The sequence below is a fragment of the Viridibacillus sp. FSL E2-0187 genome (assembly GCF_038006425.1).
In the GTDB taxonomy this organism is placed as follows: Bacteria; Bacillota; Bacilli; order Bacillales_A; family Planococcaceae; genus Viridibacillus; species Viridibacillus arvi.
Genome location: NZ_JBBOVG010000001.1, coordinates 1068795 through 1081998, shown reverse-complemented (window position 1 = coordinate 1081998; position 13204 = coordinate 1068795). Strand labels below are relative to the sequence as shown.

At 36.9% G+C, this 13204-nt stretch carries 13 protein-coding genes; 4 read left to right on the top strand and 9 right to left on the bottom strand.

Going from position 1 to position 13204, the window contains the following annotated elements; all coding sequences use genetic code 11:
- Positions 1-930: 930 nt before the first annotated feature.
- Positions 931-1503, bottom strand: a complete 573-nt coding sequence (locus MHH85_RS05270; RefSeq protein WP_340706164.1) for a DUF305 domain-containing protein — start codon at positions 1501-1503, stop codon at positions 931-933.
- Positions 1504-1666: 163 nt separating this feature from the next.
- On the opposite strand from MHH85_RS05270, the gene MHH85_RS05265 reads away from it, so the two are divergent.
- Positions 1667-1981 carry an antibiotic biosynthesis monooxygenase family protein gene (locus MHH85_RS05265; protein WP_403982706.1) on the top strand — a complete coding sequence of 105 codons (315 nt, stop codon included), beginning with the start codon at positions 1667-1669 and terminating at the stop codon, positions 1979-1981.
- A 182-nt stretch (positions 1982-2163) separates the two neighbouring features.
- Here the strand turns inward: MHH85_RS05265 and MHH85_RS05260 are convergent, their stop codons facing one another.
- Positions 2164-2751 (bottom strand): hypothetical protein, encoded by a 588-nt coding sequence (locus tag MHH85_RS05260; RefSeq protein WP_340706162.1) that lies wholly within the window; start codon positions 2749-2751, stop codon positions 2164-2166.
- Positions 2752-2889: 138 nt separating this feature from the next.
- A complete protein-coding gene (locus MHH85_RS05255) occupies positions 2890-3171 on the bottom strand; it encodes a phage holin (protein ID WP_340706161.1) in 282 nt (93 codons plus the stop codon).
- Positions 3172-3911: 740 nt separating this feature from the next.
- On the opposite strand from MHH85_RS05255, the gene MHH85_RS05250 reads away from it, so the two are divergent.
- Entirely contained in the window at positions 3912-5105 is a 1194-nt protein-coding gene (locus tag MHH85_RS05250) for a YbfB/YjiJ family MFS transporter (protein ID WP_340706160.1), read from the top strand.
- A 178-nt stretch (positions 5106-5283) separates the two neighbouring features.
- The gene (locus MHH85_RS05245; protein WP_340706159.1) at positions 5284-5730 is read left to right on the top strand and encodes a VOC family protein; all 447 of its coding nucleotides are present in this window, start codon (positions 5284-5286) and stop codon (positions 5728-5730) included.
- Positions 5731-5808: 78 nt separating this feature from the next.
- On the opposite strand, the gene rnz is transcribed toward MHH85_RS05245, so the two are convergent.
- The 5 genes from rnz to MHH85_RS05220 all read right to left on the bottom strand — a co-directional run bounded on the left by rnz (position 5809) and on the right by MHH85_RS05220 (position 10457).
- Positions 5809-6756 carry a ribonuclease Z gene (gene rnz, locus MHH85_RS05240; protein ID WP_340706158.1) on the bottom strand — a complete coding sequence of 316 codons (948 nt, stop codon included), beginning with the start codon at positions 6754-6756 and terminating at the stop codon, positions 5809-5811.
- A gap of 214 nt (positions 6757-6970) precedes the next feature.
- Entirely contained in the window at positions 6971-7381 is a 411-nt protein-coding gene (locus MHH85_RS05235) for a hypothetical protein (protein ID WP_340706157.1), read from the bottom strand.
- A gap of 25 nt (positions 7382-7406) precedes the next feature.
- A complete protein-coding gene (locus MHH85_RS05230; RefSeq protein ID WP_340706156.1) occupies positions 7407-8657 on the bottom strand; it encodes a DNA polymerase IV in 1251 nt (416 codons plus the stop codon).
- A gap of 167 nt (positions 8658-8824) precedes the next feature.
- Positions 8825-9310, bottom strand: a complete 486-nt coding sequence (locus tag MHH85_RS05225; protein WP_193740332.1) for a chemotaxis protein CheW — start codon at positions 9308-9310, stop codon at positions 8825-8827.
- A 28-nt stretch (positions 9311-9338) separates the two neighbouring features.
- Entirely contained in the window at positions 9339-10457 is a 1119-nt protein-coding gene (locus MHH85_RS05220) for a M20/M25/M40 family metallo-hydrolase (protein WP_340706155.1), read from the bottom strand.
- A 323-nt stretch (positions 10458-10780) separates the two neighbouring features.
- Here MHH85_RS05220 and MHH85_RS05215 point away from each other — a divergent pair, with 323 nt between their 5' ends.
- Positions 10781-11290 carry a GNAT family N-acetyltransferase gene (locus tag MHH85_RS05215; protein ID WP_340706154.1) on the top strand — a complete coding sequence of 170 codons (510 nt, stop codon included), beginning with the start codon at positions 10781-10783 and terminating at the stop codon, positions 11288-11290.
- A 360-nt stretch (positions 11291-11650) separates the two neighbouring features.
- On the opposite strand, the gene MHH85_RS05210 is transcribed toward MHH85_RS05215, so the two are convergent.
- On the bottom strand, positions 11651-13198 hold the full coding sequence (locus MHH85_RS05210) for an acyl-CoA carboxylase subunit beta (protein WP_038184838.1): 1548 nt from the start codon (positions 13196-13198) through the stop codon (positions 11651-11653).
- Positions 13199-13204: the final 6 nt, after the last annotated feature.

The window sequence follows — 13204 nt, the reverse complement described above, 5'->3', positions numbered from 1 at the left end:
ACCTTACATGTATTGGATTGAACATCAACCAATACAGTCATGTTTTATTTTGCACTGTCCCAGTAACTTGTTTTTTCTTTAAATCAATATGTGAATAATTTATTTTTATGGACTTTGTGCTTTCATTAACCCTACCCTCGGTACTGCAATTACTGTATTTTACCATATAAAAAAAGTCGATTTCCTGTTACATCAAGAATAGACTCTAATTTTTTTACTCTTAGAGCAATGTTATATCAATAGTCAATGTAATAATAAATTACTTGTCTGTTTATTAGTTTGATTTCAAAAAAACAGGCTTATATTTGCATATAAATCCTGTTTTTTTAGTATGTTATTCAATTTCCTAACAACCTGGGAATCCCGGGGGTGCGAATCTACACCATGGCGGTCTTGGTGGCCTTGGAGGTCTCGGAGGATTTGGCGGTCGTGGCGGAAAAGGAGGTTGTGTGTTTTGGCATAGCTGACCGGCTTGGGTAATGGTTTGTATATCTCTTGAATGTAGGGGTAGTTGTTGTGGAATGCCGTTAACAAATCTTGTAATCTGTACTCCGCCAAAATTAGGATTTGTCATTTCATTTCCCCATTCACTAACAGAATCCAATCGAACATTACAATACAGTTGTCCGTTGTTCATCTGGATATCCACCATAAATCCTACATATCTTGTAAGTTGAACTGGATTCAAAAAGGTATTGATTGCGACTTTATTGCCATATGGATCATAATAGAACATCTTCCCATCCCTCCTTTCTTCGTTCAATATTGTAAAATATTCGTATATAAATAATTAGGAAGTTGTCCTTATTCAATTGATTAATACACCTAATGTGGTTACTTTTATGGACAATTACCTTTTCGTTTATAAAACTATGTACAAAACGCCATAACCTTTATGGAATGGCGCTGTCATTTACTCTTTATATAATTTCAACATCTATCAAGATGCCAAAGCAGTTGTTGCATTTGTTGAATGCCTTTACATTGCGAACTGATGATATCATAAAGAATTGGTTTCAGTTCTGGACAAATATTAAACATAAGCACGTTATTGGACATTCGGACGGCACCTTCATGATGTGGAATCATTTCTCTAACAAAGTTTGCGTTTACATCGTTTGTAATTTGGGCTGAACACATTTCGCTAAACATGATATCTGTAATTGCTTTAAATCCATTCATATAGTAATAATTTTCATAATCTGTGTTAATTATGTTACTACACTTATTCTGTATAGCTTGCATATTCGCGATACTTTTTGTTTGTTCAGAAATAATATTCGTAGCAATACTTTGTAATTCAAGATTTGTAGTGTACCGCAAAATGTTCTTAGACATTTCGATTGCTGCTCTGTGATGTGGGATCATCTGCATAATAAAATTATCTGAAATACTCTTCGTAAGCGTTACACTAGTCATATCTTTTATCATCGTATCCAAGATCTTATAGTACGCTCTCAAATATTTTTTCGTCACAATACTTAAGGGACAATTACTATTCATTAGGCGAAAATCTCCTTTTCGAATAGTGTATGTAGGTGTTTATGATGCTGTGTCATAGGTATTAAATGAGTTATAAGTATTTCTGTATTTATTCCTCTTTTAAATTCTCAATAGTATAATCTAATAGATAATAGAATTTTATGTGTGAGGGAGGCTTATGAGCATGGTTCATGAATCAAAGGATTCGCATTATGCAGTTATTTTTTCGAGCCAACGAACTGAAGGTGATAACGGCTATGGTATTATGGCAGAAAAAATGGATCAACTAGCTAGCCAACAGCCTGGTTTCCTAGGAGTAGAAAGTGTTCGTGATACTTCAGGCTACGGTATTACTATTTCCTATTGGGATAGCTTAGAGGCAATCAGCAATTGGAAAAAGAATCAAGCACATCAAGTTGCCCAGCAAAAAGGGATAAACGATTGGTATCAAAACTACAGCGTAAAGATTTGCAAAGTTGAGCGCGAGTATACTAAGTAGTTTACTATCCTTTGAATTATAGAGAATTATTTAAAGTAAAGATTGGTTTTACGCTAAAAGGTGATCAAAGATATATCAGCTCTACTCAAATTGAATGAATTAACTTTTCCTCGCATATAAAAAAGCGCTGAATTTCAGCGCTTTTTTATATTTTAACAAGGAGGAATTCTACTAATCTATTTTTACTCTTCTGACAAAAGTACCGTAATATTTACATCGTTAAAGATGATTATGATTTTATTTGAAAGGTCGTAGTATTTTAAAGCATCAGTATATGTTGGTTCTTTTTTTATAAATTGTCCTTTTGATAGCTGGATTTCCATGTTTCGAAGTTCATTAAAAGTTGTAAATATTTCTCCATCTATTAGGTTATTTTCTTTTAATAGGCGAATGTCTTTATGTGAAAATGTTACTTCATCATTTAACTGGTTGATACTCAGTCGGTGTACTGTAGTTTGTAGTTCGTTTTCTACCATTCCCCAAATCATTGAAATCGACTCGCCTGGTGATTCTTTTGCAATTCTGAGAATTTCACCATCCATACTATCAAGTTCAAAAAGTTTGTTCGCAATTAGGTTAGAGTTATTTAAATTCTTTTCTAAATGTTCTAGTTTTTTCCCAAAATCCAACTCTATATTGTTGAAAGAAAATTTGGTGAGATTCATTAGTATAAAACCTATTTGCTTTCTAAATAATAGTATAGCCAGTAGTATAACAATTGGCCAAATCATATCATCAATTAATGCAGCAACAAATTCTGTTATATTCATAGTACCCCTCCCATCTATAAATGAGGCTTCGATTATTAGAGGTATTATTATTTTAGAAGTTCTATTTCCTCCTCAGTTTAATGTATTAATTAAATCATTTTTTGTGTGGTCAACTTGTACCGATTTTTTTCAGGATTATTATTTTTCATCACATTTTACTTTTGTATATCGGAGAGCTTGCTTACTATCACTAATTCCGCTCGTTGTAGGATCAATAACAGAATTATAAACTGCAACAATCACCGTAAATAGTACAAAAGGATTTGAAACAGCTTGAATTAGAACATCATATAATTTTGGCCAAGTACTGACATCCTGCCCTGTTATACCGAGATATCCCCCTACAGAAGAAGTAATTGCCAAAAACATATGAAACCAAAATTGCGGGTTTTTGAATCGAATTTTCCAGTTTATCTTCATTTCCATCCCCCTTTAGATAGTTATACATATGTTCCGGTTAATGCTTTCTTGCTTAGAAGTATGATAATTATGGAGTAATTGCGTGGCTTTGTGTTACTTGGTCTTGGCTTTAGCGCTACTCCGGCTTTCTTTAGCGCTACTCGCTCTCCCTTTGGCGCTACTCACTACCTTTAGCGCTACTCGCTCTCTCTTTAGCGCTACTCGCTCTCCTTTTAGCGCTACTCACTTTCTCTTTGGCGCTACTCGAGCTCTCTTTGGCTCTACTCGCTCTCCCTTTAGCGCTACTCACTTTCCCTTTGGCGCTACTCACTCTCTTTGGCGCTACTCACTTTCCCTTTGGCGCTACTCACTTTCCCTTTGGCGCTACTCACTACCTTTAGCGCTACTCGCTACCCCTTTAGCGCTATTCGCTCTCCCTTTAGCGCTACTCGAGCTCTCTTTAGCGCTACTCGCTCTCCCTTTAGCACTACTCGCTCTCCTTTTAGCGCTACTCACTTTCCATTTGGCGCTACTCGAGCTCTCTTTAGCGCTACTCGCTCCCTTTAGCACTACTCACTCTCTCTTGGTCGCTCCTCACTACCCCTTTAGCGCTATTCACTCTCTCTTTGGCTCTACTCGACCTCGATCATCCCTCCACAGCTCTATATTTTTTACAATTTCTTCTATATCAAAAATACTTTCACTAATTTATACTGTTATTAAGGTTTTTGGTCTTTTTTTCTACATATGGGGGTGTTTTGGTGAATCGAAGACATGCTGGGATGATTATTGGGGGAATTTTATTTTTAGTGGTGGCGATGGGGATTAGCCGCTTTGCACTTACTCCGATTTTGCCTTTTATGAGACAAGATGTTGGATTGTCTGTAGAAACTGCGGGGATGCTAGCTTCTGCAAATTATGTAGGTTATTTTATTGGGGCACTTTGGGCTGGTTTTATTACCCGCCATCCGAAGGGGATTCTTGGTTGGTGTGCAGTCATCAATGTACTATCTGTTTTTGGTATGGGGATGCTTGACGGTCTGTGGATTTGGTTGATTTTACGTTTGATTGCCGGGATTACAGGCGGCTTGATGTTTGTATTAACTTCTAGTATGTTGATGGATTATCTTGCTGGTCATTTATTGACGAAATGGTCTGGCTATATTTTTAGCGGTATTGGTTTAGGAATTGCGCTTTCGGGCATTTTCGTACCTATTTTGGAATCAGCTTTTTCATGGCAAGGGGCTTGGATTGGGCTTGGTATGTTATCCGTTTTGTTCGTATTGACGACGATGCTCTTGTGGCGTAAGTTGACAGCTCATGAACAGGATAAGAAGACTGTTGTATCTGAGAAGGTATGGAAAGGATTTATGCCTTGGATGGCACTTGCTTACGGACTAGAAGGTCTTGGTTATATTGTTACCGGTACGTTTTTAGTTGATATTATTCATGAAATTCCTGATTTAAGAGAGTATGCATCGTATAGCTGGGTTGTTGTGGGTATCGGCGCCATTCCATCTGCTCCACTTTGGATTATGTTGATGTCAAAATATTCACCTGTTCGTATCATTTCAATTGCGTATATTTTGCAAGTCATTGGTATTTTACTGCCAATCGTCTCTCCGACTATTTTCGGTGTCATGACATCGGCATTTTTATTTGGTATGACGTTTGTAGGAATCGTGACGATGACCACGTCTTATGCAAGACAACTATTCCCAACAAAGAGTGCAAGTGTTGTATCTGCTCTAACGACCCTTTATGCACTTGGGCAAATTATTGGACCATTAATCGCTGGCAAGTTGGCAGCTTTTTATAAAAGCTACGATGTTGCACTCATTTTTGCTGGAAGTGTTGTAGCAATTGCACTCTGTCTTATGTTGTTCGGAAAATGGAGGACGACGGAAAAAGAAGAACCAGAAAGTTATATGGCTTTTAAAAATATAGCTAAGTAATTACTCCAAGTGAATTTTTTGATAACCAATATGAGCATATTTTGAAAGAAATTTTTCAAAATATGCTTTTTTCTATACGCAAAGAGTCTGTCCTTTAATAAAAGAAGGTTATTTGAAACTTAAATAGAATTACATCTATAAGGCTTTAAAAATAGAATAATTTAAAGGGGATAGGAGAATGAATCGTTTAAATTTAGTTACTTTGGGTGTTAAAGATATGATAAAGTCATTACGCTTTTATCGCGATGGTCTTGGATTTGAAGTATTTGTATACGGGAATGATGCCGATCCAGATGTAATTTTCTTTAATAATGGAGGAACAAAAATTTCTCTATTCCCAATTGATCGCTTAGTGCAAGATATTGATGAAGATAATCCACCTGCTATTAGCAATGGTTTTAGTGGATTTACCCTTGCTTATAATGGAAAGTCGAAAGCAGAGGTTGATGAAATATTTGTATTAGCAAAAAAAGCTGGTGCAAAAATTGTGAAAGAACCTGAGACAGTATTTTGGGGTGGTTATAGTGGCTATTTCCAAGATCCAAACGGCTATTACTGGGAAGTTGCTTACGGAGAGAATTGGGAATTTGATGAGAATGATATGTTAATTATTACTGAAGGTTAACTTGAGATTTTCAAAAACTTACTCTATTGTTATCACAAAAAAGCTATCCAAAATTTAATGGATAGCTTTTTCTTATTTCTATTGCTGACTAAAAGGAGCTAATTTTTCTTGATGCCACTCATATTCCTCAAAATCTGCAACTATATAGGCTTTTTCAAACACTTCATGTACTTCTTCTAACATGTTTTTTATATCTTGTGGGAAAAATCTTGCACTTAAATGATTTAACAATAAATTTTTTGCTCCTGCTTTAATAGCTATATTTGCTGCATCCATATTTGTGGAGTGTCCATAATTAGCGGCCAGCGCTTCAGTTGCATGATCGAATGTTGATTCATGCACGACAATATCTGCGTTTTCACTCAATAAAACTGCATTTTCACACGAGCGTGTGTCTCCTAAAATCGTAACAATAAAGCCCTCTTTAGGTGGATCTGTCACGTCACTACTTTTCACTATTCGACCATCTTCTAAAGTAATGTCAGAGCCATTTTTCAATTGACCCAATAGTGGACCCTTAGGAACACCCAAAGCTATTGCTTTTTCAATTTGCAATGTCCCTCTTAGCGGCTTTTGTTCAATTCGGTAGCCAAAACAAGGTACGACATGCTGTAAAGGTTTTGCTGTAACCACAAATCCATCATCTTCAAACACTACACCTTCAGTAACCTCAACAAATTCAATAGGATAATTAAGATGGGTTTGAGAAAGTTGTAATGTTTGTTCTATCCAAGTCTTTAATCCTGCTGGTCCATAAATGGTAAGTAATTCTTCTCCACCTTGGAAAGAACGAGAGCTAAGTAAGCCCGGGAGCCCAAATATGTGATCTCCGTGTAAATGAGTTATAAATATTTTTTCTAATTTTCTTGGCTTTAGTGTTGTATGTAAAATTTGATGTTGCGTTGCTTCACCACAATCAAACAGCCAAAATGTACCGCGTTCTTCTAATAATTTAACGGCTAGTGCACTTGTATTCCGTGTTTTTGACGGCATTCCAGCACCTGTACCTAAAAATTGTATTTGCAAATGAAGTCCTCCTTACGGTATATACAATGATCAACATATGAAGAATCCTCATAATGATTCCTTGCTTTTTATGCTTTTGTATTGATAACGTCTTATAACTAGTATAACAAAAAAAGATGCGCATCAATCACCATATGGACATTGATACGCATCTCATCTATGAATTACTTACAGTTTGATTGTAAGTAATTTATTAATGAATGCTAAATTCATTTTATTTTACTTCAATTACGAAGGAAGTTATTTCTTTTATTTTAGAAGTTCTTCCTGCACTGGTGAAATTATAGATATTACAGAAAGTATAGCTCTTCTTATTATCTAAAACTATGGTGCCATTGATTGAACCAGTGCTCCCATGTGTAATATTATTCTTAATATGTAACTCTGTAGCTCTGTCTTTTTCCATTTGTATCAACAGTTCAGCAACATGATTTTTGCCTTGGATTTGCTTATTACCAACGATATCCCAAATTACATCATCCTTCAAATGCTCAAGAATAAAAATTTGATCGTTTTTCGCAAAAGCAATAGCCAGTTCTTGAAGTAACTTCTTTTTAGGTGCATTTCCACAATCATCAGAACAGACTACTTTTAAACTTCCATACTCTAGATTTTTCTTATCCATAATGCTCCCCCAAAAGATTTTTTCATTAATCCTTATGATCTTCCAAAAAGTCTTTGCTAAAACTCGTTTGTGATTCATAATTAGGCTTTTTCTTTTCTTTCATACCTTTAGAAATGATTTCTTTACCGAATTTCTTTTGGAGCTGCTCGACTACTTGTATAATTGGTTCCTCTTTGGCGTGTTGCTCATAGTTGAAAATGGATAACTGCTCAGCTGTTTCTTTGCGGTCAATCACATTACTCACCGTCACTCCGAGTAATCTAACAGGTTCACCATGCCAATGTTTTTTTGTTAAATCAATTGCTATTTCGAGAATATCTGATTTTTTATAAATGGCATTGGAAAAAGTTTTACTACGACTTGAGTTATGCCAATCAGCATCTCGAATTTGAATGGATACCGTATGGCCAGCTAAATTTTTAGCTGAAAGACGTTTTGCCACTCTTTCACAAAGACCATCGATTGTTTTACGAACTTCATCCCATTCGACTAAATCGATTGGCAAAGTTGTGGAATTACCTACGCTTTTCGTATCATAAATCGAATTTGGGTCGACTTCCCTTTTATCAATACCATTTGCTCTGTCTTTTAATCTTGCACCATTCTTACCTAAGTTACTTTTTAAAAAGGCTTCAGAAGCTTGTGCTAAATCACCGATTGTGTTGATTTTTAGTTCGTTAAGTTTTTTTGCTGTGCTTTCACCAACGCCATGCATTTCAATAACTGGTAACGACCATAAACTATTAGGTAATTCACGCTTTCTTAAAACAGTAATGCCCATAGGCTTTTTCATATCAGAAGCTGTTTTAGCTAAGAACTTATTAGGCGCAATTCCTATAGATGATGGCAAATCCAATTCATTTAAAATCCGTTTTTGGATGCTTTCTGCGAGCTCTATCGCTTCTCGCCCATTTACAAGTTCCGTAACATCAATATAACCTTCATCGATGGATACAGGTTCTACGAGTTCGGTGTATGTTCTAAGTATGTCAAATATCGCTTTTGAAGCAATACGATAGCGTTCAAAATTGGGTGGTAACAAAATAAGCTCAGGACATTTTCGCTTTGCTTCCCACACTGCCATCGTCGTGTAAACCCCTTTTGCACGCGCTTCATACGAACAAGTGACGAGAATGCCTCGTCGCTCCTTTGGGTTACCCGCAATGGCGATTGCTTTGCCTTTAAGTGTTGGATCATGTGCTTGCTCAACAGAGGCATAGAAACAGTTCATATCTATATGGAAAATTATTCTTCCTTTTGGTTTCCGCTCCGCCATCACACATCTCTCCTGCTTCTTTTCTTATAAATATTATAGCAAAAATAACGAACAAATGTTGGTGTTTCTATCTTGATAAGATCTAGTGGCACCTTCTATCTATCTTTAATATCAACATAAAAAAGCATCCTCAGTCTTCGACTAAGGATGCCTTATCTCAAGACGAACTAAGCTTTTGCTGCTTTTTCGTCTTCTTTTAATTTTTGCATATAGGCTTTGAGTTCTTTAATTCCTTCAAGCGAGTCAACTAATACTGAAGGTGAAACGATTGTAATCATTCGTTCTTCTAAGTTGGCAACTGCTGTGAAATATTTTGTTTTGGAATAATTCACTAGACCTATTTGCTGCAAATGTTCAGCTGGAATATCGAGAATTTCTTTTGCTTCGACAACAAGTAGACCAAATAGGAAATCGCCTGTTTGTAAAACAACTATTCGCACTTGATCTCCCGCTGCTTGACCTCTGTATAAGATTTGCTCGAAATCTAATATCGGCATTAATTCTCCGCGCATTCTCATTAAACCTGTTACATAGCTTGGTAAGTGTGGAATGGGATTAACATGTTCCATTTTCTCGATTGATACGACGTGATCGATGGGAACAGCGTATTCTTCTTGACCACAACGGAAAACGACTACTTTACTACTAGACATTGGCTTCTACCTCTTCTTGTAATATGTGTTATTTAATTTCAGCCGCGCATTTTACAATTTCCACTAATAAGTCCGCAAGTTTCTCTAATTCTTCAACTGGAATACGTTCTTTTGTTGTATGAATGTCTTCATATCCGACAGCAAGATTGACTGTAGGGATGCCAAATCCAGCGATCACATTTGCATCACTACCCCCACCACTTGTCAAAATTTCTGGTGTACGACCAATATTACGAACTGCTTCTTGAGCCACTTTCACGACTAAATCGTCTTCAGTGAAACGGAAACCTGGGTACATGCGCTTAATAGTTATTTCGGCTTTACCACCCATTTTTTCAGCAGTTTGTTCGAAAACTTCTTTCATATGAGCTGTTTGTGCCTCTAATTTCGCTTCATTAATTGAACGGGCTTCAGCTAAAATATGCACTTCATCACAAACGATATTCGTTGCTTGTCCCCCTTCAAAGCGACCAATGTTTGCTGTTGTTTCAGCATCTAAACGACCTAATTTCATCGCTGCAATTGATTTCGCTGCAACAGTAATAGCTGAAATTCCTTTCTCAGGTGCAACTCCAGCGTGGGCTGTTTTACCATAGATAACTGCTTCCACTTTCGCTTGGAAAGGTGCTGCAGTTACGATGCCACCCACTTTACAGTCACTATCAACTGCAAAGCCATATTTAGCAAAGATTTTCGATGGGTCTAACTCTTTCGCTCCTGCTAAACCGCTTTCTTCGCCAGCAGTAATAATATACTGAATATCACCATGTGCGATATTTTGTTCTTTTAAGCGTTTTGGTAATTCAAGAAGTGCTGCTATTCCCGCTTTATCATCCGCTCCTAAAATTGTTGTACCATCAGAATGGATGTAGCCATCTTCTTTGATGATTGGTTTAATTCCTTTACCAGGCACTACAGTGTCCATATGCGAGGTAAAATAAATTGGTTGTGCATCTACAGTCCCTCGCAAAGTACAGATTAAGTTACCTGATGCATGTCCATTACGACTTGCTGCATCATCTTCTTCGACTTCAAAGCCTAATGCTTCTAATTTAGTTTTTAATACCGGTGAAATTTTCTCTTCATGGAATGTTTCAGAATCAATTTGTACGAGTTCCAAAAATTCTTCTACGATACGACTTGTCATTATGAAAGAACCCCTTTATAAACTAGATTTTACTAACTTCTTATTCCCTTATTTTAGCATAGAATTTAAGTGAACTCCTGTAATTTACTTAGCTATTCTCTAATAATCAATATAGTTTGATAGATTAAATGGATTAAATTTTCATCCAACTTAGCCCCTACATATATTTTAGCTGCGTGTGAAGTGTAATTTAGTAAATATTAAAACTATTCAATTGAAGGATTTTTGTTGATGTGAGGAGAATTAATTTAAAGTCTGATTGGATCATTTAAATTTACAACTTCTATTACTAATTGTTACTTTGCTACTCGAAAGGAGCACTTATGGATATTAAATTGTTAGTATCATCAGATGCAAAAAGTTATTGGGATTTGAGATTGGATGCATTAAAAAATAATCCTGAAGCTTTTTCTTCAAGTTATGAAGAAGCTATTAAAAGAGAATCTCCTGTTGAGGCTGTAATAAAAAATTTATCGAGCGAAGGAACTTTCACATTTGGGGCTTTCAATGATAAAGAACTAATTGGTGTTGTGACTTTGGTTCAAGAGTCTACTTCAAAACTTCATCATAGGGCTAATATTTTCGCCATGTATGTAAGTTCTAAATTTCGTGGGTTAGGCGTTGGTAAAGCACTCCTTTCGGCGGCAATCGATCATGCAAAGACAATTGAGTCTATAGAAAAAATTAACTTAGAAGTAATAACAACAAATGATACTGCAAGGAATCTTTATATTAATATGGGGTTCAAAACATATGGACTCGAAGAACGGGCACTTAAAATCAAAAATGGATATTATGATTCCGAGTATATGGTGCTTTTCCTTAAAAAATAATTTTCAACTACAACTGATTACTTATGAAATTTATGCCTGGTCAAAAAAGCACCTCCAACTGTTAGTTTTAACTAACGATCGGAGGTGCTTTTCATGAATGTTGGTCTTGACGGTTTTTCTATGCTTGTCTTGTATTAACGCTTGTAGGGGCTATACGGGCTTACTAAGCATTTAGTCGGATTTTCAGCTTCGAACACCAGCTGCTTGGGTCACTTCGGTCTCTCGGACAAAAGCTGAAGTGATGCTTTTGTTTCGAGCCCTCCAGTGCTTGTCGCGGGCCCACACTATGTGGGTCAGATAGCCGTTGCCACAGGATGTGGCGTTCTTTGGCTATCTTCCTCTATACGGGCGTTCTCAGCATTAAAGTGGAATATTCCCATGTTTCTTAGCTGGTCTTGTTTCTTTTTTCGTTTTCATCATATCAAGAGCTTGGATAAGTTTGATACGTGTTTCGCGTGGGTCGATTACATCGTCTACTAAGCCATGAGATGCTGCTACGTATGGATTTGCGAATTTTTCACGGTATTCTTCAATTTTCGCAGCACGTGTTGCCTCTGGATCATCGCTGTTATCAATTTCGCGAGCGAAGATTATGTTCGCTGCTCCATTTGGTCCCATAACAGCAATTTCAGCGTTCGGCCAAGCGTATACCATATCAGCACCGATTGCTTTAGAGTTAAGTGCTACGTATGCACCACCATATGCTTTCCGAAGGATAACTGTAATTTTTGGTACAGTTGCTTCTGAGTATGCATAAAGGATCTTCGCGCCGTGACGGATAATACCACCATGCTCTTGTTTAATACCTGGGAAGAAGCCAGTAACATCTTCAAATGTGATGATTGGAATATTGAATGAGTCACAGAAACGGATGAAACGAGATGCTTTATCTGATGAGTCAATATCAAGCCCGCCAGCCATTACTTTTGGTTGGTTACATACTAGCCCCACAACGTCCCCTTTAATGCGTGCAAGTCCAACCACGACATTTTTCGCAAATTCTTTATGTACTTCCATAAACGAACTTGGATCAACGATTTCTTCAATAACTTTGCGAATATCATATGGACGAGTCGCTTCTACTGGAACTAATTCAATAATATTTTCTAAATAATCATCATTGTCTTGTGGTTCAATACTTGGTGGTTTTTGTTCGTTATTTTGAGGTAGGTAAGCAAGTAAATCACGTACTTGTTGTAAAACCTCTTCTTCAGATGGCCCGCGGAAGTGTGCAGCTCCACTGATTGAGTTATGAACTTTTGAGCCACCTAAATCTTCAGAAGAAATTTTCTCCCCAGTTACTGTTTCGATTACTTTTGGTCCTGTGATGAACATTTGGCTTGTCTTATCTACCATGAATACGAAGTCAGTAATTGCTGGTGAATATACTGCTCCTCCTGCACAAGGTCCCATAATAACTGAGATTTGTGGAATCACACCAGAATAGATCGAGTTTCGGTAGAATATATGACCATATCCATCAAGAGATACAACACCCTCTTGGATACGAGCACCACCAGAATCGTTTAAGCCAACGAAAGGTGTACCATTTTTAGCCGCTAAATCCATAACATTCGCAATTTTCATTGCATGCATTTCCCCAAGTGCACCGCCGAAAACTGTAAAGTCTTGTGAGAACAGGTAGATTGGACGACCGTTTACTTTACCGTAACCTGTAACAACGCCATCTCCAGGTCCTTCTTTTGTATCCATACCAAAGTCTGTAGTTCGATGTTTGACGAAAGGATTAATCTCAACGAAAGTACCTTCGTCTACTAGTAAGTTAATACGTTCACGTGCAGTTAATTTACCTTTTTCATGTTGTTTTACGATGCGGTCATCACCGCCACCTAATTCAATTTCACGTTTCCTATCATATAACTCATTGATTTTATCGAACATATCCATAGATGA

What these genes read in the sequence shown, in the direction of transcription:
- MHH85_RS05265 (WP_403982706.1), top strand. Translation starts at nt 1,667, where the DNA reads ATGGTTCATGAATCAAAGGATTCGCATTATGCAGTTATTTTTTCGAGC.
- MHH85_RS05215 (WP_340706154.1), top strand. Translation starts at nt 10,781, where the DNA reads ATGGATATTAAATTGTTAGTATCATCAGATGCAAAAAGTTATTGGGAT.
- MHH85_RS05235 (WP_340706157.1), bottom strand. Translation starts at nt 7,381, where the DNA reads ATGGATAAGAAAAATCTAGAGTATGGAAGTTTAAAAGTAGTCTGTTCT.
- MHH85_RS05255 (WP_340706161.1), bottom strand. Translation starts at nt 3,171, where the DNA reads ATGAAGATAAACTGGAAAATTCGATTCAAAAACCCGCAATTTTGGTTT.
- MHH85_RS05245 (WP_340706159.1), top strand. Translation starts at nt 5,284, where the DNA reads ATGAATCGTTTAAATTTAGTTACTTTGGGTGTTAAAGATATGATAAAG.
- MHH85_RS05210 (WP_038184838.1), bottom strand. Translation starts at nt 13,198, where the DNA reads ATGGATATGTTCGATAAAATCAATGAGTTATATGATAGGAAACGTGAA.
- MHH85_RS05225 (WP_193740332.1), bottom strand. Translation starts at nt 9,310, where the DNA reads ATGTCTAGTAGTAAAGTAGTCGTTTTCCGTTGTGGTCAAGAAGAATAC.
- MHH85_RS05260 (WP_340706162.1), bottom strand. Translation starts at nt 2,751, where the DNA reads ATGAATATAACAGAATTTGTTGCTGCATTAATTGATGATATGATTTGG.
- MHH85_RS05270 (WP_340706164.1), bottom strand. Translation starts at nt 1,503, where the DNA reads ATGAATAGTAATTGTCCCTTAAGTATTGTGACGAAAAAATATTTGAGA.
- MHH85_RS05220 (WP_340706155.1), bottom strand. Translation starts at nt 10,457, where the DNA reads ATGACAAGTCGTATCGTAGAAGAATTTTTGGAACTCGTACAAATTGAT.
- MHH85_RS05230 (WP_340706156.1), bottom strand. Translation starts at nt 8,657, where the DNA reads ATGGCGGAGCGGAAACCAAAAGGAAGAATAATTTTCCATATAGATATG.